Below are 20,758 nucleotides of genomic sequence, written 5' to 3' on the forward strand. Positions count from 1 at the left end.
GGTGCGCTTCGGCCGCAGAATTCAGCGAGCGGCGGTCGAGATCAGGGTCGCAGAAGTTTCTGCAGCATCTCGAGTCGCTCCCCCAAGGAACGCTCCATGCCGTTGCCTGTCGGTACGTAGTAGCGCTTCCCTCGCAGCGTCTCGGGCAGGTATTCCTGGGCGGCGACCCCGTGAGAATAGTCGTGCGAGTATTTATAGCTCTCGCCGTGACCGAGCTCTTTGGCACCGGGATAGTGAGCGTCGCGCAGGTGCGTGGGCACCTGTCCGGAGAACCCGTTCTTGACGTCGGCGATCGCGGCGTCGAGAGCCCGGTAGCTCGCGTTCGACTTCGGTGCCATGGCCAGATAGGTGACCGCCTCGGCGAGGGGAATGCGACCTTCCGGCATGCCGATGTTCTGCACCGCCGTTGATGCCGCCACCGCGATCGGCAGAGCCTGCGGATCGGCCATTCCGATGTCCTCGGCAGCCGATATGACAACGCGCCGGGCGATGAAGCGGGGATCCTCGCCGGCGACGATCATCCTGGCCAAGTAGTGCAGCGCGGCGTCGACGTCCGAGCCGCGAATCGACTTGATGAATGCGGAGACGACGTCGTAGTGCTGGTCGCCGTTCTTGTCGTAGCGCAGCACTGTTTCTGAACTGGCCTCGGCACAGGCGGCCTCGGTGATGAGGATCGCGCGAGTCTCGGAGTCCTCGGCTTCGACCTCGTCCTCAGCATCGGCATCGGCATCAGCATCAGACGGGTCGACAGCACCTGCCTCGACGAAATCTGCCTGCGCGGCAGCGATGCCGGCGGCAGCTTCGAGGATCGTCAGGGAGCGTCTGGCGTCGGCACCGGCGATGCGGACGATGAAGTCCTTCGCAGCCGGCTCAAGTTCGAATTCCCCTGCCAAGCCTCGTTCGCTGGTGACCGCCCGGTCGAGGAGATCGGCGATGGCGGCGTCGTCGAGTGGACGCAGCGTGAGCAGCAGCGAGCGGGACAGGAGTGGGGAGATGACGGAGAACGACGGGTTCTCGGTCGTCGCGGCGACGAGCACGACGAGGCGGTTCTCCACCGCCGGCAGCAGAGCGTCCTGCTGCGCCTTCGAGAACCGGTGGATCTCGTCGAGGAACAGCACGGTTGTGCGCTGATACATGTCACGCTCGCGCCTGGCGTTCTCGATCACCTGCCGCACGTCCTTGACGCCGGCGGTGATGGCGGACATCTCCACGAAGGTGCGGCCCGGTGCGTGGGAGATGACGTGAGCGAGGGTTGTCTTGCCGACTCCGGGTGGGCCCCACAGGATCACCGAGGAGGCTCCTGCCCGGTCTCCCCCGCTGGCTTCGACGAGTTGGACGAGGGGTGAGCCGGGGAATGTCAGGTGGTCTTGGCCGACCACCTCGGCGATGGTGCGCGGACGCATCCGCACCGCCAGCGGGTCGAGAGCTCGACCCGAGCTGGCAGAAGAACCCCCGACGCCCGGACCAGGAGATCCCTGGTCCGGGCCATCGGAGGAGAAGAGGTCAGGACCGTTGGTCATCAGGCCTCGGCGTTTTCGTCTTCCGGTTCGAAGTCCACGCCGGCCTCGGCACGCTGTGCGTCGGTGATCGCTGCGGGCGCCTGGGTGAGTGGATCATATCCGGCACCGGTCTTCGGGAAGGCGATGACTTCGCGGATCGAGTCGACCCCGGCCAGCAGGGACACGATACGGTCCCAGCCGAAGGCGATGCCTCCGTGTGGGGGTGCGCCGAATTTGAAGGCCTCGAGGAGGAAACCGAACTTCTCCTGTGCGTCCTCCTCGGAGATGCCCATAATCTTGAACACGCGTTCCTGGACGTCCTTGCGGTGGATGCGGATCGAACCGCCACCGATCTCGTTGCCGTTGCAGACGATGTCATAGGCGTAGGCCAAGGCAGCGCCGGGATCGGATTCCAGAGTGTCGAGGAATTCGGGTTTCGGCGCGGTGAAGGCGTGGTGGACTGCGGTCCACGATCCCTCGCCGACGGCGACGTCGCCTGCTGCCTGTGCCGCGGCTGCGGATTCGAAGAGCGGTGCGTCGACGACCCACACGAAGGCCCAGTCACCTTCCTTGATGAGTCCGGTGCGTTCGGCGATCTCATTGCGTGCCGCCCCGAGGAGTGAACGCGAGCTCGCAGGGTCACCGGCTGCGAAGAAGATCGCGTCACCAGGGTTGGCTCCGGCGGCTTCGACGAGGCCGGCCTTCTCCTCATCGGAGATGTTCTTGGCCACAGGACCGGTCAGGGTTCCGTCTTCGGCCACGAGAACGTAGGCCAGGCCCTTCGCACCGCGCTGCTTTGCCCAGTCCTGCCAGCCGTCGAGCTGACGGCGGGGCAGGGTGCCTCCGCCGGGGTAGACGACGGAGCCGACGTAGTCGGACTGGAAGACCCGGAACGGGGTGTTCGCGAAGAATTCGGTGAGGTTGTGCAGCTCGAGCTCGAAACGCAGATCGGGCTTGTCGCTGCCGTACTTCTCCATCGCCTCGGCGTAGGTGATGTGCGGGATCGGGGTTGTGATCTCGTGACCGATGAGCTTCCACAGAGCAACGAGGATCTTCTCCGCCAGGGCGATGATGTCCTCCTGCTCGACGAAGGAGGCTTCGATGTCGAGCTGGGTGAATTCGGGCTGCCTATCGGCACGGAAGTCCTCGTCACGGTAGCAGCGAGCCAGCTGGTAGTAGCGTTCCATGCCCGCCACCTGCAGGAGCTGCTTGAACAGCTGCGGTGACTGCGGCAGGGCGTACCAGGAGCCGGGCTGCAGGCGTGCGGGAACCAGGAAGTCGCGCGCGCCCTCAGGAGTGGACCGGGTCAGGGTCGGGGTCTCGATCTCCAGGAACTCCTGCTCGTCGAGGACCGTACGGGCGGCCTTGTTCGCGGCCGAGCGCAGACGCATCGTGGCGGCGGGGCCGGACCGGCGAAGGTCGAGGTAGCGGTAGCGCAGGCGAGTCTCTTCGCCGACGGTGCCGGCGTCTTCGGCGTGGTCGGAGACCTGGAAAGGCAGCGCCTCGGCGAGGCTGAGGATCTCGACGTTCGTGTCGATGACCTCGACGTCACCGGTGGGCAGGTTGGCGTTGGTGTTGCCCTCGGGGCGCAGGGACACGGTACCGGTGACCTTGACGACGGATTCGTTGCGCAGTGCGTGCGCATCGTCCTCACGGACGACGACCTGGACGATCCCCGATGCGTCACGCAGATCGATGAAGGCGACACCTCCGTGATCGCGACGGCGGTCGACCCACCCGGAGAGGGTGACGGTCTGTCCTGCGTGTGAGGCTCGCAGGCTTCCGGTTTCATGGCTTCGCAGCACCTAGGGCTCCTTTACGATGTTTATGTGGCAGCGCGTGAACAATGATAGTGCCTCGCCACTCGATTACCGGCATGGCCCACTGCAGGTCATCTGCCGCGGGGCAAGAGGAAGAGGATGACATGAGCACTGGTGGTACAGGCACGGAGGATCTCGACTCCGACGTGGAAACTAACCCCACCTCGGCGCAGGTCGAGGTGGCGGCGGAGACGTTTCGCATGCTCGCGTCCGGGACGCGTCTGCGTCTGGTCTGGACGCTGGTCAACCAGGAACTCGATGTCTCTTCCCTCGCCGAGGCGATCGGTGCGGCCGTACCCACCGTGAGTCAGCATCTGGCGAAGATGAGATTGGCGGGCCTGATCTCGTCTCGCCGGGACGGGCGTCGAATCTTCTACACCGTCGACGACCCGCACGTGGTCTCAATGGTGCGTGAGATCTTCGATCACATCGCCCCGGACGGATCGTTGGCACCCGACCCGCCCCCGAGCGACTCCTGAATCAGGGCAGACTCCGCCTACGTCAGTCCCGATACACCCGTGGCAGGCGATCGGCCTCGACAGGCACCCAGGTCGCAGGGTCCGCCGAGGTCTGCTCGCCGGAGCGGATGTCCTTGATTTCGTGACCACTCTCACCATCGGTGAACCACACGAAGGGAATCTCGCGGCGCTCGGCGTAGCGGATCTGCTTGCCGAACTTCGCAGCGCTCGGTGAGACCTCGCAGGCGATGTCGCGGGCACGCAGAGCGGTGGCAACCTCATCGGCTTCGCTGCGCTTGTCCTCATCGGTCACGGCAACGACGACGACCGAAGGTGTTCCGCGCGTGGCCTTGATGCCGCTGTCAGCATCGAGGATGAAGGCCATGAGCCGCGAGACGCCGATCGACATCCCGACACCCGGATAGCTCTTCTTCCCCACAGTCACGAGCGAGTCGTAGCGACCGCCCGAGGCGACCGATCCGAGTTCTTCATGCCCGATCAGCTGCGTCTCGTAGACGGCTCCCGTGTAGTAGTCGAGTCCACGCGCGATCTTCAGCTGTGCCACAACGACGCCAGGTGCCCTGCCATGGGCTGCGCGAAGCATCGTGGTCAGGGATTGAAGGCCTTCGTCGAGCAATGGGTGCTCGACTCCGAGCGCCCGCACGTCGTCTGCGAAGTCCGGCGAATCCGACTCGATCGCAGCCAGTTCGAGGCACAGTCGCTGCTGTTCCTCGTCGGCGTCGGCTTCGGCGGCCAACAGCTTGCCCACCTCGGCGGGACCGATCTTGTCGTATTTGTCCAGGCAGCGCAGGACGGCCTGGATGTTCGTCAGTCCGATGCCACGAGCGAACCCCTCGAGGAGCCTGCGATCATTGACCACGATCTTGACCCCGGGCACGCCCAGCGGTGCCAGCCGGCTGAAGGCATCGGCCACAGCAAGCGGAATCTCAACTTCGAAGTGTCCGGGCAGCTCCGCCTCGGCGATGACGTCGATATCGGCCTGGATGAACTCGCGGTACCGGCCCTGCTGGGGGCGTTCACCGCGCCACACCGGCTGGACCCGGGCAGCCTTGAACGGGAAGGACAGTTCGTTGGCGTTGTCGGCGATGAACCGCGCCAGCGGCACAGTGAGGTCGAAGTGCAGACCCAGTGGATTGCGCTCGGTGCCCTCAGAGTGCAGTCGGCTCACGGCGAAGATCTCTTTGTCGATCTCTCCGTCCTTCGCGAGCTGGCTGATCGGCTCGACTGCACGGTGGTTGAGTGCCGAGTATCCATGCAGCGCGAAGGTGTGTTCGAGGACGTCGATGATCGACTTCTCAATCACGCGTTCTGCTGGAAGTCGTTCCGGGAATCCGGACAGTCGGGCTGACTTCGCCATTGTTCTCCTTGGTGCTCTTCGTCTCTGATGGGGTTCGGGTGCTGTCTGTGGTCGGTTGGTCTCAATGAAAGGAACGGGCTCGTCTCTAGAAGAACGGGTTCGTCGCCAGTTCGTGGCCGACACGGGAGCCTGGACCGTGTCCAGGATAGATGGGAACGTCGGGCAACGTCGCGAACGCCTGCAGCGATTCTGCCATCGCCGAGGCATCTCCCCCCGGGAGGTCGACCCGGCCGATCGCTCCGGCGAAGACCACATCGCCGGTGAAGATGATCTCCTCACCGTCGGCTTGCACTCGCAGGAGAGTCGAACCTTCCGTGTGCCCGGGTGCGGCCACAGCGGTGACGGTGAGCCCTGCGACCTCCACGGTCTGTGCGTCGATGAGAGCCTTGACCTCGGGTGCCGACCAGTCCTTGACGAGCGGTTGAAGCATCTGGGCGAACTGCGGGCTGAGAGTTTCGGCGGGCTTGTCGAGGCGGTAGCGGTCGGTGTCTCCCAGGTAGACGGGCACATTCCAGCGGGCCAGAACGTTGGTCAGTCCGAGGATGTGGTCGGGGTGACCATGGGTGAGGAAGATCGCGCGAGGCACCAGATTCTCCTCGTCTACGATTTCGGCAAGGCCAGGTGCACAGTCGAATCCTGAGTCGACGAAAATGCAGTCGTCATGGCCTTCGGCACGCACGGCGTAGCAGTTGACTTCGAGAAATTCGGCACGGGTCACAAATACATCCATGATCAAAGTCTATCCAGAGCCTGGGGCTTGGTTATGCTGGGATAACGTCAATCAGGAAATCGAGTGATCTGCAGGCACAGACTACTGCAGGTTCGACCGATGGAAACAAGGTGAGTAATCATGTCGACCCCGACCCCGAAGCCGGTCCCGCGCCCGTCCTCTCTGCCCCGTCCCCAGGCGGCCCGGACAGTGACCGGGACAACCGTTGATCATGATGCGGAAGTCCGACGCGCAATCGAGCATGGCCGCGCTGACCAAGAGGGCAATGTCTTCGTCGTCACCGCCGATGGCGAACGTGCGGTCGGGCAGTATCCCGATGCCAGTCCTGACGAAGCCTTGGAGTACTTCGCGAAGAAGTACGTCGAACTCGTGGAGAACGCGGCTCTTCTCCGCAATCGTCTGTCCGCTGGTGCACCAGGTCGCGAGGTGGTCTCGGCTGCGACGACTCTGCAGGAGACTCTGCCCGAGGCCAACGTCGTCGGTGATCTCAAGGGCCTGTCGGCCACCTTGGACACCCTGATCTCGGATGCACAGGCCACCGAGTCGAAGCAGGCTGCCCGTGCAGAGGCGGCCAAGCTCGAGGCCGCGCAGGAACGCGAAGAGATCGTCGCGGAGGCTGAGTCACTGGCCAAACGCGATCCCGCAAAGATCCAGTGGAAGCAGTCCGGGGCACGTCTGCGTGAGCTCTTCGGCCAGTGGAAGGACATGCAACGCAGCGGTCCCAGGTTGCCGCGTGCCGTGGACCAGGAGCTGTGGGGCCGTTTCTCGCAGGCTCGGAACACGTTCGAGCACAAGCGCAAGGAATTCTTCGCAGAGCTCGACAAGCAGAACTCCGAGGGCAAGCGAATCAAGGAGAAACTCGTTGTCGAGGCGGAGTCGCTGTCAGATTCGACCGACTTCCGCAATGTGTCTCAGAAGTACAAGGACCTCATGAGCCAGTGGAAGAAGGCTCCACGTGCCTCGCGCAAGGACGATGACGCTCTGTGGGCCCGCTTCCGTGCCGCTCAGGACGTCTTCTTCGCCGCTCGCGATGCAGAGAATGCTGCCGTCGACGAAGAGTACAAGGGCAACCTGGAGGCCAAGGAGGAAATCCTGGCCAGAGCGCAGGGTCTGCTGCCGATCGGCGATATCGGCGTGGCGAAGAGGGAACTGCGCGTCATTCAGGACGAATGGGAAGCCGCCGGCAAGGTACCTCGTGCGGATGTGTCTCGCATGGAGAGCGGACTGCGTGACGTCGAACGCGCACTCTCCGATGCAGAAGATGCCGAATGGAAGCGCAGCAACCCGGAGACCAAGGCCCGTACGTCCGGTGCGCTGAGCCAGCTCGACGATTCGATCGCCGAGTTGGAGCAGAAGTACGAGAAGGCGAAGTCCGGCGGCGACGAGAAGACCGTCGCCGACGCGCAGTCGGCACTAGACGCACGTCGGGCATGGCGCGATCAGTTGGCTCAGACAGCTGCCGAACTGGGCTGACTCAGCTTCCACAGCCTGGCGACCATGAGTCGCGGTTTATCCACAGATCGAGTTCCCGGTCTTGAACACGCCTCCATACAGCGAGATAGTGGCTGTATGGAGGCGATGTTTCATCTGCGCGACTACAGCTATGAGCACCTCACCGAGCTGACACTCGATGGTCTGCTGACTCGACTGACCGAGTCCACTTGGATCCGCAGGGGTGCAGTGCTCAGCTCAGAGGATCGCATGGCGGCGTTGCAGGCCCAGATCCCACCGCGCCTTGTGCTCTCCCATGACATCGCCTGGTGGGTTCACAGCGGCCTGGGCCGGGCTCCGAGTCCGCTGACGTTCATCACCTATCCGAGGCGGCGCTATGTCGACGGCTGCGACGTCGTCGTTCATGAGCTCACGATCACGGCAGACGAGTGGGAACTGATCAACGATCTGCCCATCACCACGCAGGACAGAACGCTCTACGATCTGTTGCTCCCGCATATCCGCAGCCCCGACGAACGGTCGGCCCGGTCCGTGAAGAATCTCATCGACGAACTTCCCACAAGAGTCCGACAACGTTTCCGACTGTATCTGGCCGATATGTCTCGCAGGCCCTATATTGCTCACATGCGAACCGTCTTCGAGCGGACCTGCGCCGCATCAGATCGCGACAGACGATGATCCTGGGTCGTTCTGGGCCCAGACGCCGTGCTCGCGCGCTGTATCCGGGCGCGTCGTCACATTGGCGTCGACACACGGAACTGCGCACAGTTCCTGCGCACGGGTCCTGTTGACGGGCGCTGCGCACGGAATCGTTGGCAGAATCGCGTGCGGACGCTGTCAGCCCCCGGCGATACGGTAGATGTCGAAGACGCCTTCAACCTTGCGAACGGCCGAGAGCACCGTGTCGAGATGGCTGGCGTCGCTCATCTCGAAGACGAACTTAGACTGAGCCACCCGGGCCCGGGAAGTGGCGACCGTGGCAGACAGGATATTGACGTGGGTCTCGGTGAGAACCTTCGTGATATCTGAGAGCAGACCCGAGCGGTCCAGGGCCTCCACCTGGATCTGAACCAGGTAGATCCCGCTGGTCTTCTCTCCCCAGGAGACATCGACCATTCGCTCAGGCTCCCGCTCAAGGGACGAGATGTTGGGACAGTCCACACGGTGCACAGACACGCCCGAACCGCGGGTGACGAACCCGAGGATATCGTCACCAGGCACCGGTGTGCAGCAGCGGGCGAGTTTGACCAGGACATCGTCGACGCCTCGGACTGTCACTCCCCCGGACGAGGAATGGTGTCCCGAGGATTGACCAGTGCGATTTCGCGGCGGCGGCAGAACCGGTTCATCGTCGTCGTCTCGGACCTCTTTAGCCAGCAGATCAACGACGTGGGCGGCCGAGCTCACTCCATTGCCGATCGCGGCGTAGAGCGCAGTGACATCGGGAAGGCGCAACTCTGTGGCGACAACCTGCAGTGCTTCCTGGCTCATCAGCGCCGAGGCCGAGAGCGTGTGGCGACGCATTGCCCGCGCCAGCTGTTCGCGACCGTTCTCGATCGCCTCTTCGCGGCGTTCCTTGGAGAACCACTGGCGGATCTTACTGCGTGCGCGTGGGCTCTTGACGAAGCCCAACCAGTCACGGCTGGGTCCCGCGTTCTCGTCTTTCGAGGTGAAGACTTCGACTGAGTCGCCGTTCTTCAGCTCGGTGTCGAGCGCGACCAGTCGACCGTTGACCCTGGCGCCCATGGTCTTGTGCCCGACCTCGGTGTGAACCGCATATGAGAAGTCGACGGGTGTGGCCCCTGCCGGCAGACTCATCACGTCCCCCTTGGGGGTGAAGACGTAGACCTCTCTCGAATTCACCTCATAACGGAGGTTGTCGAGGAACTCATCGGGGTCGCTGACCTCGCGCTGCCATTCCAGCAGCTGCCGCAGCCAGGCGGCGTCATCAACTTCGCCGTCATCTGAGACCTTGACCGAACGTGCGGTATTCGACGTCACGGCTTTCGAGGCTTTGTGGCGGTCCTTGTACTTCCAGTGGGCTGCGACACCGAATTCCGCACGCCGATCCATTTCATGGGTTCGGATCTGGATCTCCACGGGCTTCCCGTTCGGTCCGATCACCGTCGTGTGCAGGCTCTGGTACATGTTGTACTTCGGCATCGCAATGTAGTCTTTGAACCGTCCTGGCACGGGACTCCAACGGGCATGAACTATGCCCAGCGTGGCGTAGCATTCGCGAACGGTTTCGACGAGGACTCGAACGCCCACGAGGTCGTAGATGTCGGCGAATTCGTGACCGCGGACAACCATCTTCTGATAGATCGAGTAGTAGTGCTTCGGTCGCCCGGTGATCTCGGCTTCGATACTGGATTGCACGAGCTCCGATTGGAGCTCATCGGAGACCGTGGCCAGGTACTTCTCGCGCTCGGGTGCCCTGTCGGCGACGAGGCGCACTACTTCGTCGTAGACCTTGGGATGGAGGACCTGGAAGGACAGGTCTTCAAGTTCCCACTTGATCGTGTTCATGCCCAGACGGTGAGCCAAGGGGGCATAGATCTCGAGGGTCTCCCGAGCCTTCTTCGTACTTGATGAAGCGGGTACGAAACGCCAGGTGCGGGCGTTGTGGAGACGATCGGCGAGCTTGATGACGAGAACACGGATGTCCTTGGCCATCGCCACGATCATCTTCCGCACGGTCTCCGACTGTGCAGCCTGGCCATAGGTGAGTTTGTCGAGCTTGGTCACCCCGTCGACCATCGCGGCGACCTCGGGGCCGAACTCCTCAGTGAGTTCGGTCAACGAGTAGGACGTGTCTTCGACCGTGTCATGGAGCAGCGCGGCGGCGAGAGTGACCGGCAGCATGCCGATCTCAGCCAAGATCGTAGCCACGGCCACGGGGTGCGTGATGTAGTCATCACCGGATTTGCGGGTCTGCCCGCGGTGAGCCTGTTCTGCGATCTGATAGGCCCGAACCACCAGGTCGATGTCGGCCTTCGGATGGTTGGACTGCAGCGCCCTGATCATCGGACCCAGGACACGTGGGTAGCCAGGGTTGCTCTGCGCCCTGGCCGCCCACCACGCTAAGCGGGAGATGCCTCGCGGACGGCGCGAATCGGCGGAAGAAGCCATGACATCCCCTTTCTGCTCAGACCTCGGAGTGAATCACCGGTGGAACATCCTCTGCTCCATTCTTCAAGCGTAATTCACGCACGGCCTCTTCTTGCGCCTTGACCGCGGGTTCATTCGACCGTAGAAGGGCGTAAAGAGGGCTAGCGACGAACAACGTCGAAACCGCTGCCACAATCGTACCGATGAACAGCGACAGAGAGATGTCGACCAAGGTTCCGGCGCCGAGAAGGAACACGCCGATGAACAGAATCGATGCGATCGGGAGCACGGAGACGACCGAGGTGTTGATCGAGCGAACTGTCGTCTGATTGACCCCGAGGTTGACCAATTCGGAGAACTTCAGGTTGCGTTTGTCCTTGAACCGAGTTGTGTTCTCTCTGATCTTGTCAAAGACCACCACTGTGTCGTAGAGCGAGAAGCTCAAGACTGTGAGGAAGCCGATCACCGCCTCAGGTGTGATCTCGAATCCTGTCGCGGAATAGATGCCCGTCGTCACGATCATGACGACGAACAGTCCGACGATCGCCGCCAGAGACATCTTCCAGGTCCGGAAGTACAACGCCATCACGATCATTGCGATGCCGACGAAGATGACCAGAGCTCGAATCATCTTCTCGGTCACGTCCTGGCCCCACTCGGGGCCGACGAACGTGGATGTGACGTCTTCTGCTTTGACGTCGTATCCGCTCACGAGAGCGTCACGGACTTCCTGCATCTGATCATCACTGAGCTGGTTCGTCTCAATCCGCACCGCGGTGTCGCTCGTCGGAGTCAGACGTGGTTCGGAACCATCGACGACCCCAGCGACGATGTCTTCGCCCTTAGCTGTTGCGGTGTCGGATACGTGGTCGATCTGGAACTGTGATCCACCCTTGAAGGCAATGCCGAAGTTGAATCCTGCGATCAACGGCACGAGCAGTGACAGAAGGACCAGGGCGCCGGTGATCAGCAGCCAGAGTTTGGCCTTCCCGACGAAGGGGATCGATGACTCACCGTTGTGGAGCCGGTTGCCCCAGGCAAAGAACCGTTTCACTTGTCTGCCTCCTTGCCCTTGTCGGCAGAATCGTCGGCAGCCTTCTTCGCAGCCGCCTTTCGCTCTGCGATCGTGCTGCCGGTCCGCCCCGAGATCGCCGGGGACTTGGTCTTCTTCTTCGACTTGCTCTCGGGCTGAGCAGCTTTCAAGCCCTTCGGCTCTGCCGCATCATCCGCATCGCTTGGCTCGTCGACGGGCTTGTTGGAGGCAGATACCTCGTCGGAACCCGAGGAATGAGGTTTCTTCGACGATTCGATCTCAGTGGTCGTGCCATGTGGCTGACCGGAAGGTTCAGTGGCGGAACTGACCTTCGACTTCGACGATGCAGACGAGTCCCCAGAGGAGGAAGTCGATTCGGCAGTCGATTGCTCGGCCGATTCTGTCTCGGCGTCTGAGGACATTCCTGCCTTCCGGGCTCGAGCCTTCTCCCGTCGGCGCGCCTCTGGCGACTTCTCGTCGTCGTCGATGCTGAGGTTGAGCGCGCCACGATAGGCAGCGGGCTTGACCCCCAACAGCCGTGGATCCATACCGGACATCGGATGGCCCTGACCGAAGAACTTGGTACGCGAGAGCACTTCCAACATCGGGTGAGTGAACAGGAAGACGATGAGCACGTCGATGATCACTGTCAGCCCCAGGGTGAAGGCGAATCCTCGCACGGAACCGACTGCCAGCACGTAGAGGATGACCGCGGCAAGCATGTTCACTGCCTTAGAGGCCCAGATGGTGCGCTTGGCCCGATCCCAACCGACCTCGACCGCGGAAAGCAGATTTCGGCCGCTGCGCAATTCGTCTCTGACGCGTTCGAAGTAGACGATGAACGAGTCCGCTGCCATGCCGATGCCGATGATGATACCGGCCACACCTGCCAGGGACAGTCGATAACCGTATCTCCACGAAGCCAAAAGCAGCAGCAGATACGTCAGTACGCCGGCGACGACGAGACTCGAGACGGTGACGAGTCCGAGCACCCGGTACTGCAGGAGCGAATAGATGACGACGAGGATCAAACCGACGAGGCCGGTGAGCAGTCCGATGTTGAGGTAGTTCGAACCCAGGGTCGGCGAAATCTGTTCCTCGCTCTGGACCTGGAAGCTCAACGGCAGGGAGCCATTCTTGAGCTGACCGGCCAGTGTCTGCGCCTCGTCAAGAGTGAAGGCACCTGAGATCTCCGCGTTTCCGTCGGTGATGACTGCGTTTGAGGACGGCGCTGAGAGCACAAGGCCATCGAGCGCGATTGCGAACTGGTTGTACGGCTGCTGCTTACCGGTGATGTCCGAGGTGATCTGTTTGAAGATCTCACGTCCGGTGGCATCGAATTTGAGGTTCACTGCAGGCTGGTTGGTCTGGACTCCGTTGGCGCCGGAGGCGTATCCGAAGTTGGCGTCAGCGAGGTGATCACCGGAGAGTTCTACGGGACCTAGAATGTACTTGGCCTCTCCGTCCTTGCCACAGGCGACTACCGGTTCATCGGATGGCTGCTGCTCTCCACCGGTCCGGTTCTTCGGGTCGGTGCAGTCGAGTTCGGAGTACTTCTTGATGATGGCCTCGGTCTGCCATTTGTCGACGTCCTTCTCAGGATCGAACAATGGCCGCGGCGTCTCATCGGTGACCTTCGTGTCTTCACTGTCACTGGAACCGCTCTTTCCGCTCTCAGCCCCTGATTTCGCAGCGTCCTTGCCCGCGGGCCCGGGAACGCTTCCGCCGGCGTTGGCGACATCGCCGCCGCCCGCCGGCGCATCTTCACTGTCTTGACCAGGTGCTCCCGCACCACTCTGCCCGCCGCCGTCGCCTTGCGCACCAGCATCCGCCTGGGCACCGGCGCTGCCACCAGTGAGATCTTTGAGGCGTTTCTTCTGCTCGTCGGTGAGTCCTTCGGAGGGGTCCTGCTGCTCTCCCCCGCCGCTCTTCTCCTGATCCTTCTGTTCCTTCTGGATCTTCTCCTGGGAACGGGGGTCACCGACGAGGGCGACTCGACGGAAGACGAGCTGAGCGGAAGAGCGGACCAGGTTGCGTGTTTCCTCGTCCGGGTTGCCCGGCAGGTTCACAACAATGTTGCGATCACCCTGAGTCGTGATCTCGGCCTCAGACACACCGGTCGAGTCCACGCGCTGTCGAATGATCGACACAGCCTGGTCAAGCTGTTCCTTGCTGATGTCCGTGTCCTTCGAAACCTGGGGTTCCAGGATGATCGAGGTTCCGCCCTCGAGGTCGAGAGCGAGCTTCGGAGTGGTTGTGGCATCGGACCACACGACACCTCCAGCGATGATGCCGAGGAGCAGTGCAGCAATGATCGACAACCACACGAAGCGCAAACCAGGACGTGGTTTTTCTTCAATATCGGACACGTTTCAGCTTTCGATTGAGTGCAGTGAGCGAAGTCAGTTCTTCTTGTGGTTCTCAGGATCGGAAGAATCGGTGCCGGATGCGTCAGCATCAAGGTCACCGGTGCCATCTACGACATCGTCGGCACGCTCAGAACCAGGAACATCATCGCGATTGATCGAATCTGCATCGTCGGCCTTGAGCTGATCATTATCCGTGGTCAGTTCGGCATCAGAATCGACGACATCGTCCGCAGGAACTTCTGCATCGCCGGTGGTGCCCTCGGCCCGTTTACGCTCATTCATAGCGTCGAGCTCCGCATCGGTGATCGCCGGGGCGTCGCCGCTCTCAGCGTCGTCAGCAACGTCGGGCGCACCTGCGACAGCACCGTCGGCAGCGGCAGTCTCGGTTTCGGGGTTGTTGATCTGACCGATTGCCTGACGGTGAACGCGGAGGACAGTACCAGGGCTCGATTCGAGAGTGACCTGGTTGTTTTCATCGTCGATGGACAGGACCGTGCCGAAGACACCGAACGTCGTCATCACGGTAGCCCCGGGGACGAGTCCCGTCTTGATCTGCTCTGCACGCGCCTTCTGCTTACGCCGAGAATTGAATAGGAAAAAAATAAGCAGCGCAGCAAGCGCGAGAGGGATCAACAAATCCACAGGTATCTACCTTTCATAAGAACGAACCAGTCCACTACCTTAGTTCGTACTCAGTACTCAAGGCGAACTCAATTGCCGGGATCAGAACTCATAGTTTGCTGGGATCTGCATTCCCAGGTGCTTCCAGGCTGCGGACGTCGCAACGCGACCGCGCGGAGTGCGGCTGATCAGCCCTTCCCTCACAAGGTAGGGTTCCGATACGGTTTCGACGGTATCGGCCTCTTCTCCGACGGAGACGGCGATGGTTCCAAGGCCAACCGGTCCCCCGGCGAAACGCTTACACAAGACTTGCAACACTGAACGATCAAGACGATCCAGGCCGAGTTCGTCGACTTCGTAGACCTTGAGTGCGGTGAGAGCCGCGGCTTCATCGATGATGCCGGTTCCGCGCACCTGCGCCCAGTCTCTGACTCTTCGCAGGAGCCGGTTGGCAACGCGAGGAGTACCGCGAGACCGGGTTGAGATTTCCTTCAGACCCGCAAGATCTGCCTCGATTCCGAGCATGTGCGCTGACCGCTTCAGCACAGTCAAGAGATCGTTGCTTGAGTAGAAGTCCAAGAGCCCGGTGAAACCGAACCGGTCACGCAGAGGTGCGGGAAGCAGACCGGAGCGAGTCGTGGCTCCGACCATGGTGAATTGGGGCAGATCGAGCGGAATCGCTGTGGCACCCGGACCCTTGCCGACGATGACGTCGACACGGAAGTCTTCCATCGCGACATAGAGCATCTCTTCTGCGGCACGAGCCATCCGATGGATCTCGTCGATGAAGAGGACTTCGCCTTCTTCCAGGGATGAGAGGATCGCTGCGAGGTCTCCTGCATGCTGAACTGCCGGCCCCGAAGTGACGCGCAGACTCGACTGCATCTCATGCGCAATGATCATCGCCAACGTCGTCTTCCCCAGTCCGGGAGGCCCCGAGAGCAGCACATGGTCAGGGGCCCTGTTCCGCGCTTTCGCAGCATCGAGCACGAGGGAAAGCTGTTCGCGGACCTGAGGTTGGCCGATGAAATCCTGCAGTCCCTTGGGACGAAGCGCAGCTTCCGCATCACGCTCGGCAGTCTCTGCGCGACCCGAGACCAAACGCTCTTGCTCGGCGCCTGTCAGGTCCTGGTCGCCGAATTCCATTTCATAGGATGTGCCTCCACCGTCAAAGGAGCTAGTCACTTCCTAGCACCCAGAACCTTGAGAGCGGCCTTCAGGAGCACAGATGTGCCGGCATTCTGGCCGAGATCGTTGACCACTTCCTGCACGACGTCAGCGGCTTGAGCTTCCTTCCAGCCAAGACCGACCAGTGCATCGACGACCTGCTGATTCACACCGCCGAAGGACAACTGCGGCCCTTGCTCCGATGGCGCGAGCTTGGGCAGCTTGTTCTCGAGTTCGAGGATGATCCGGGAGGCACCCTTTTTGCCGATACCCGGTACGCGAGTCAGCGCGTTGGCGTCCTGATTCGAGATTGCGGCTGCCAGTTCGCCCGGCCCCATCACCGACAGAATCGCCATGGCCAGGCGCGGACCGATTCCAGAGATCGACAGCAGCACTTCGAACGTATGGTTTTCGTCTTCGGTCCCGAACCCGAAGAGAGTCATGGAGTCTTCACGCACAACCAGCGTGGTCACCAATTCGATGTCTGCACCATGCCTAGTGCCTGAAAGGGTATCCGGCGTGACGTTGACTCTGCGTCCGACACCGTAGGTGAGAATGACGAGGTGGTCAGCTGCGATGCGATGGACCGTACCGCTGAGGAAACTGATCACGGCCTGCCTTTCGAGTGGGAACACATGTACGAATCCAGGCTATCAGCTAGCCCCCGAGGACCTGACTCGACATACCGACGATACCAAGGCTCCGCCCTGCAGTGGACAGCCCGGGCCACATCACCTGCACATCACTGCAGTGGAGACTCCTTCCCGTCGGACAGTCCGTCGATGATTTCCTGCGCGACGAATCTGGAGTGAAGGATCGGGCGCCGTTCGACATCAATGCTCGGTGGCGGGATCCATGCGGGTCGGCCGTCATGGAGCATTCGGGCGTACCAGTCTGATCTGTCGATCAGGTGGTGATGCAGTCCGCACGCCAATGTGAGGTTGTTGATATCGGTCTTGCCATCATCAGCCCAGGGCACAATGTGGTGAGCATCGCACCATCCCGGCGGTGCATCGCATCCGGGGAATGTGCAGCCTTGATCTCTGGCTGCGAGTATTGCCACTTGTCTGTTCGTGGCATATCGCCCTTCGGTGGCGACTTCCATCGTTCTGGCTTGGTCCGACATGAGGTGGAAGAAGACTGATCCGTTCAATCCTTCGCCGGCCGCCGTTGATATCGGAAATTCGGCTTCGCAACCTGTGATCGAGCGCCCTTTTCCGGTCGCAATGTCTTCGGCTTTAGCGGTGACGACCAAGGCGAATGGCGAACCGCGCCCTATCCGGTCCATCTCGACCCGGGAGATCATTGTTGCGAATCGTTCGTAGATTCGAGTGCGGACTGTTCCTTGGCTCTTGCTCGTGTCGACCATCGCTCCGTCTTCGCTTACGCCGAAGCTCGAAAACCCAGAAACGGCCGAATCGGAACCACCTGTGTCGACAATCCAGTCCGGGTGGCCCTCGGGGAGATCATGTGGCAACGGTGCGTCCGAGACTCCCCCTGCCAGAACGGCGCGAAATATGTCGAATTCAGGCTCGGCAGGCCCCTCGTCCTTCGCAGCAGTACGCGTGCCACGTGTTGTACGCGTAACACCTGTTGTGCGCGCCATCGTGAGTCTGCCGACCACCCGTCGAACCCGGCGTGCACTGTACGTTTTCCGAATTGCCACCCGGCAGAGTGCGGGAGGTCAGCAGTCCGTTGAGGATTCCTCCTGAGACTGCGTCTAAGATGCCACTGAGATCCCAGTAGCCGTCATCCCGGGCTCGCACGTTGACGCGACAACGCGAGCGATCGGGCGGAAGCTTCGGTTCCTCTCCATCCGGGTCAATCCGGTCCAGAATCGTACCGAAGATCGTTTTCAAGTCTGAAACTCGAACACGCGGTGCTTTCTCCACTAGGTCCGCTTCGACTTTGTCGCGAACGGTGGAGGATATCCAGATCGGCAGTTTGGAGAGACAGTCGTTGATCGTGGTCGCCTGACCAGCTGAGAGCACTCCCGAGTGCAGGGCTTTGGCAACGACCGGGTTGACGGGTTCTCTGGCTTGGCCCGTCATGTATACGCGGCTGCCAAGGTTCTTCGCAAGCTCGGCACGTCGGTTGGCCTCATACCCGGTCAGGTTCAACCGGGCTTGGACCAGCGCCTTCGTCGTCTTCGCTCCGTAGTCGGTGGGTGTCCCGCACCGTTCATAGACCGACAAAGCGACGGCCGACATCGCTTCGAGAACGCGAGTGGCGGTTTCGATCCCGTTGACGACCGTCATCGCGTGATCGGGCCCGAGGGGGCGTTCGAGTCTCAGCAGTGCGTCTTTGAGGACACTGAGATCACCGATGCTGCGAGTCAGCTCAGGGGCAAGTCGGTCGAGGTCGCGCCATTCGGCATCCGACAGAAGTGGATGCAACACGTCGGCAGTCGAGTCACATTCGTCGGCAGTCGCGTACCGGTCGGTGCCACCGCCATCAATATGCGTTCCAGAATCGGCGGGAGGAACTCGCTCATCGGCTTGGGCGCCCTCGGTGCCGTGCCCGTCAGAATCGTCATTGTCGTGGTCGTCGACGGGCGTCGCTGGAACCGCTGCGATCGAATCGAGTCTCCCGGCCAAAGGATTGCCCGTCAGGTCCATTCCGGCGGCCTCAAGCTGCTCACGAAACGTTGTCGGCTCCGACACCGACAACGATTCACCTTGGCCAGCGGCGGTCTCCCCCGCAGGTGCGCCAGGTACCTGCGGGTTTTTTGCAGACTCGCCCGCGGCGGTGCCAGGTGAGCGCTTACCGCTCTTTCCTGGTGTCCGGTCGGGGGTGAGAGTCATCGTCTGAGCATCCGTTCGTCAACAACGTTGTTGCGTTTATAGTTCTATGATATACACTCCAACGCACTCTGCATAGAGGGATACTCGATTTGATACATTCTATATTCATCGTATTCTATGTTGTTCTATTCTTCTTCAGCAGCATCCATGGTCTGCCAGAAAGGATTAGAACTGCGAACACAGAATGACGAAAAACCATCAGGACAGCTCAGTGGCTACCTCGCCGACAGCCGCGTTCGCACACAAGGCCTGAGGCACAAAAGAACCGTCACACCTGTTTCGCACTGCGAAATGGAATGACGGTGAAGTGTCGGAGTGGGGTGCCGGAGTGACGGCGAAGCGGAGAGACTGCGGGGCACCCAACCGCGACGACACTACTTGGAATTGCGAAGGGCCTTGGCCCACTGCTCCTGTGCCTTCGTCAGACCTGCGCCTTGGCGACCAGCGCTCTTGCGCTCATTCAGGTCCTTGTTCGCTCCGGGTGTCGATTGCGCACTGAGGGCCCCGCGCCACGAGTGGCAGATGGCAATCGCGAGAGCATCCGCGGCATCGGCGGGCTTCGGCGCGGCGTCGAGCTCGAGTATCCGAGTCACCATGTTCGTGACCTGCTTCTTATCAGCTCGTCCCGATCCGGTGATGGCGGCTTTGACCTCGGAAGGCGTGTGCATCGCCACCGGCAGTCCGCGTCTCGCGGCAAGTCCCATGGTCAGGCCCGAGACCTGTGCGGTGCCCATGATCGTGGAGACATCGTTGCGGGCGAACACTCGCTCGATGGCTACGACATCGGGACGGTAAGCGTCCAACCAGCTGTCGAACGCCTCGGCGAGGGCGCCCAGACGCAGGTCCACGGAATCTGTGGACGGCGTGCGGAGCACATCGACTGAAACCATTGCGACCTTGCGGGCGGGCAGTGTGTCGATGACACCCAGCCCGCACCGAGTCAGGCCAGGGTCAACACCGAGGATTCTCATCAGGCATCAAGTTCGGCAAGAACCTCGTCGCTGACATCCGCATTGGAGTAGACATTCTGAACCTCATCGCTGTCTTCGAGCGCATCGATGAGGTTGAAGACCTTGCTCGCAGTGTCCGCGTCCAAGCTGACTTCGATCCCGGGCACGAAGGATGCCTCGGCCGAGTCGTAGTCAATGCCTGCATCGACGAGTGCTGTGCGCACGGCAACGAGGTCGGTGGCCTCGCAGATGATCTCGAAGGTCTCGCCTTCTGCCTTGACCTCTTCAGCACCCGCGTCGAGGGTGGCCAGGACGATCGAGTCCTCGTCGGTTCCCTCGGCCGGAACGATGATGACACCCTTGCGGTCGAAGTTGTATGTGACCGATCCGGGGTCTGCCATGGTGCCGCCGTTGCGCGTCACTGCCACGCGGACTTCCGAGGCCGCACGGTTGCGGTTGTCGGTCAGGCATTCGATGAGGAGGGCGACGCCGCCAGCGGCATAGCCTTCGTACAGAATGTTCTCATAGTTCACGGCAGAGCCGTCGAGACCGCCGCCGCGCTTGACAGCACGGGTGATGTTGTCGGCAGGAACCGAGTTCTTCTTCGCCTTCTGAACTGCGTCGAAAAGCGTCGGGTTGCCTTCGAGATCAGGCCCACCGTTTCGAGCGGCAACCTCGATGTTCTTGATCAGCTTGGCAAAGAGCTTGGCCCGCTTAGAATCGATGGCAGCTTTTTTGTGTTTAGTCGTTGCCCATTTGGAATGACCTGACACTGGTGTTCCTTCCTATAGATACAGCCCCTAGAGTCTATACGCTCAGCACGCCGTTATGTGCGGTGCGCCTCACCACGCAGCTCCCCGCTCATGCGGCACGATTCCTCAGTCGATGACGAGGGGAACGTCGGGCACAGCGCCTGCCGTGACGAGATCCATGAGGTTGAGAAGATTCTTCGGGTAGATCGTCTCCGTCGTGGTCATCAGCTCTTCGCGGGACCACCACCGGAATTCGAGCAGACTACGTTTCTCGATGTCTGTCCAGACAGCGTCCTCGAGTTCGATGTCCTCGGTTGTGCGGAATGCGAAGTAGGTCTCTTGCTGATGCAGTGTCTTCTCCGTGAATTTGAAGACTTCGTCGCGGGTCGCCAACGGTCCGATGAGCTCGCCTGGTTCGCATTCGAGCCCAGTCTCCTCGGCGAGTTCGCGGGCCGCGGTCTGAGCGGCGGATTCTCCCAGTTCGGAGCCGCCGCCGCAGGTCATCCACCACTGATGGGTAGGCGTGAGCAGATCCTGAGCTCGAATCAGGAGAACCTCGTCGCGCTCATTGAGTAATACGACCCGTGAGGCTTTACGAGGTTTCATGGTTCTCC

At 61.4% G+C, this 20,758-nt stretch carries 18 protein-coding genes; 3 read left to right on the forward strand and 15 right to left on the reverse strand.

Going from position 1 to position 20,758, the window contains the following annotated elements; translation table 11 throughout:
* Positions 1–41: 41 nt before the first annotated feature.
* Together AAFP32_RS09075 and aspS are read right to left on the reverse strand one after the other, a co-directional pair.
* The gene (locus tag AAFP32_RS09075; protein WP_350268859.1) at positions 42–1,520 is read right to left on the reverse strand and encodes a replication-associated recombination protein A; all 1,479 of its coding nucleotides are present in this window, start codon (positions 1,518–1,520) and stop codon (positions 42–44) included.
* Positions 1,520–3,304: an aspartate--tRNA ligase gene (gene aspS / locus AAFP32_RS09080; protein ID WP_350268860.1), complete on the reverse strand. Its 1,785-nt coding sequence runs from the start codon at positions 3,302–3,304 to the stop codon at positions 1,520–1,522. The genes AAFP32_RS09075 and aspS overlap by 1 nt, the downstream gene beginning before the upstream one ends.
* Before the next feature lie 119 nt (positions 3,305–3,423).
* Here aspS and AAFP32_RS09085 point away from each other — a divergent pair, with 119 nt between their 5' ends.
* On the forward strand, positions 3,424–3,798 hold the full coding sequence (locus tag AAFP32_RS09085) for an ArsR/SmtB family transcription factor (RefSeq protein WP_101641539.1): 375 nt from the start codon (positions 3,424–3,426) through the stop codon (positions 3,796–3,798).
* Positions 3,799–3,820: 22 nt separating this feature from the next.
* Here the strand turns inward: AAFP32_RS09085 and hisS are convergent, their stop codons facing one another.
* The gene (hisS, locus tag AAFP32_RS09090; RefSeq protein ID WP_350268861.1) at positions 3,821–5,155 is read right to left on the reverse strand and encodes a histidine--tRNA ligase; all 1,335 of its coding nucleotides are present in this window, start codon (positions 5,153–5,155) and stop codon (positions 3,821–3,823) included.
* An 85-nt stretch (positions 5,156–5,240) separates the two neighbouring features.
* The gene (locus tag AAFP32_RS09095) at positions 5,241–5,885 is read right to left on the reverse strand and encodes an MBL fold metallo-hydrolase (RefSeq protein WP_350268862.1); all 645 of its coding nucleotides are present in this window, start codon (positions 5,883–5,885) and stop codon (positions 5,241–5,243) included.
* Positions 5,886–6,005: 120 nt separating this feature from the next.
* Between AAFP32_RS09095 and AAFP32_RS09100 the strand changes: the two genes are divergently transcribed.
* Complete coding sequence (locus AAFP32_RS09100) at positions 6,006–7,358, forward strand: DUF349 domain-containing protein (RefSeq protein ID WP_350268863.1); 1,353 nt, start codon at positions 6,006–6,008, stop codon at positions 7,356–7,358.
* A 96-nt stretch (positions 7,359–7,454) separates the two neighbouring features.
* Positions 7,455–8,015, forward strand: coding sequence for a hypothetical protein (locus AAFP32_RS09105; RefSeq protein ID WP_350268864.1), 561 nt, complete (start codon positions 7,455–7,457; stop codon positions 8,013–8,015).
* 159 nt (positions 8,016–8,174) lie between these two features.
* On the opposite strand, the gene AAFP32_RS09110 is transcribed toward AAFP32_RS09105, so the two are convergent.
* From AAFP32_RS09110 to AAFP32_RS09160, 11 genes are all read right to left on the reverse strand, one after another.
* Positions 8,175–10,469 (reverse strand): RelA/SpoT family protein, encoded by a 2,295-nt coding sequence (locus AAFP32_RS09110; RefSeq protein WP_101618561.1) that lies wholly within the window; start codon positions 10,467–10,469, stop codon positions 8,175–8,177.
* Positions 10,470–10,485: 16 nt separating this feature from the next.
* Entirely contained in the window at positions 10,486–11,502 is a 1,017-nt protein-coding gene (gene secF / locus AAFP32_RS09115) for a protein translocase subunit SecF (RefSeq protein ID WP_350268865.1), read from the reverse strand.
* On the reverse strand, positions 11,499–13,850 hold the full coding sequence (secD, locus tag AAFP32_RS09120; RefSeq protein WP_350268866.1) for a protein translocase subunit SecD: 2,352 nt from the start codon (positions 13,848–13,850) through the stop codon (positions 11,499–11,501). Before secD ends, secF begins: the two co-directional genes overlap by 4 nt.
* Before the next feature lie 33 nt (positions 13,851–13,883).
* The gene (locus AAFP32_RS09125; RefSeq protein ID WP_350268867.1) at positions 13,884–14,492 is read right to left on the reverse strand and encodes a preprotein translocase subunit YajC; all 609 of its coding nucleotides are present in this window, start codon (positions 14,490–14,492) and stop codon (positions 13,884–13,886) included.
* Between the two features lie 81 nt (positions 14,493–14,573).
* The gene (gene ruvB / locus AAFP32_RS09130; protein WP_350271482.1) at positions 14,574–15,617 is read right to left on the reverse strand and encodes a Holliday junction branch migration DNA helicase RuvB; all 1,044 of its coding nucleotides are present in this window, start codon (positions 15,615–15,617) and stop codon (positions 14,574–14,576) included.
* A gap of 35 nt (positions 15,618–15,652) precedes the next feature.
* Positions 15,653–16,273 carry a Holliday junction branch migration protein RuvA gene (gene ruvA / locus AAFP32_RS09135; RefSeq protein WP_350268868.1) on the reverse strand — a complete coding sequence of 207 codons (621 nt, stop codon included), beginning with the start codon at positions 16,271–16,273 and terminating at the stop codon, positions 15,653–15,655.
* 107 nt (positions 16,274–16,380) lie between these two features.
* The gene (locus AAFP32_RS09140; RefSeq protein WP_350268869.1) at positions 16,381–17,007 is read right to left on the reverse strand and encodes an HNH endonuclease signature motif containing protein; all 627 of its coding nucleotides are present in this window, start codon (positions 17,005–17,007) and stop codon (positions 16,381–16,383) included.
* A 157-nt stretch (positions 17,008–17,164) separates the two neighbouring features.
* On the reverse strand, positions 17,165–18,442 hold the full coding sequence (locus AAFP32_RS09145; protein ID WP_350268870.1) for a DUF222 domain-containing protein: 1,278 nt from the start codon (positions 18,440–18,442) through the stop codon (positions 17,165–17,167).
* A 374-nt stretch (positions 18,443–18,816) separates the two neighbouring features.
* The gene (gene ruvC / locus AAFP32_RS09150) at positions 18,817–19,413 is read right to left on the reverse strand and encodes a crossover junction endodeoxyribonuclease RuvC (RefSeq protein WP_350268871.1); all 597 of its coding nucleotides are present in this window, start codon (positions 19,411–19,413) and stop codon (positions 18,817–18,819) included.
* On the reverse strand, positions 19,413–20,165 hold the full coding sequence (locus AAFP32_RS09155; protein ID WP_101618554.1) for a YebC/PmpR family DNA-binding transcriptional regulator: 753 nt from the start codon (positions 20,163–20,165) through the stop codon (positions 19,413–19,415). Before AAFP32_RS09155 ends, ruvC begins: the two co-directional genes overlap by 1 nt.
* A gap of 105 nt (positions 20,166–20,270) precedes the next feature.
* Entirely contained in the window at positions 20,271–20,750 is a 480-nt protein-coding gene (locus AAFP32_RS09160; protein WP_350268872.1) for an NUDIX hydrolase, read from the reverse strand.
* Positions 20,751–20,758: the final 8 nt, after the last annotated feature.

This window comes from Brevibacterium sp. CBA3109 (assembly GCF_040256645.1).
Taxonomy (GTDB): Bacteria; Actinomycetota; Actinomycetes; order Actinomycetales; family Brevibacteriaceae; genus Brevibacterium; species Brevibacterium koreense.

Bases quoted from the DNA above. Each gene is read 5' to 3' on its own strand.
- AAFP32_RS09075 (WP_350268859.1), bottom strand. From the start codon at position 1,520: ATGACCAACGGTCCTGACCTCTTCTCCTCCGATGGCCCGGACCAGGGA.
- AAFP32_RS09085 (WP_101641539.1), top strand. From the start codon at position 3,424: ATGAGCACTGGTGGTACAGGCACGGAGGATCTCGACTCCGACGTGGAA.
- hisS (WP_350268861.1), bottom strand. From the start codon at position 5,155: ATGGCGAAGTCAGCCCGACTGTCCGGATTCCCGGAACGACTTCCAGCA.
- AAFP32_RS09095 (WP_350268862.1), bottom strand. From the start codon at position 5,885: ATGGATGTATTTGTGACCCGTGCCGAATTTCTCGAAGTCAACTGCTAC.
- AAFP32_RS09100 (WP_350268863.1), top strand. From the start codon at position 6,006: ATGTCGACCCCGACCCCGAAGCCGGTCCCGCGCCCGTCCTCTCTGCCC.
- AAFP32_RS09105 (WP_350268864.1), top strand. From the start codon at position 7,455: ATGGAGGCGATGTTTCATCTGCGCGACTACAGCTATGAGCACCTCACC.
- AAFP32_RS09110 (WP_101618561.1), bottom strand. From the start codon at position 10,469: ATGGCTTCTTCCGCCGATTCGCGCCGTCCGCGAGGCATCTCCCGCTTA.
- ruvB (WP_350271482.1), bottom strand. From the start codon at position 15,617: ATGGAATTCGGCGACCAGGACCTGACAGGCGCCGAGCAAGAGCGTTTG.
- AAFP32_RS09140 (WP_350268869.1), bottom strand. From the start codon at position 17,007: ATGGTCGACACGAGCAAGAGCCAAGGAACAGTCCGCACTCGAATCTAC.
- AAFP32_RS09145 (WP_350268870.1), bottom strand. From the start codon at position 18,442: ATGACTCTCACCCCCGACCGGACACCAGGAAAGAGCGGTAAGCGCTCA.
- ruvC (WP_350268871.1), bottom strand. From the start codon at position 19,413: ATGAGAATCCTCGGTGTTGACCCTGGCCTGACTCGGTGCGGGCTGGGT.
- AAFP32_RS09160 (WP_350268872.1), bottom strand. From the start codon at position 20,750: ATGAAACCTCGTAAAGCCTCACGGGTCGTATTACTCAATGAGCGCGAC.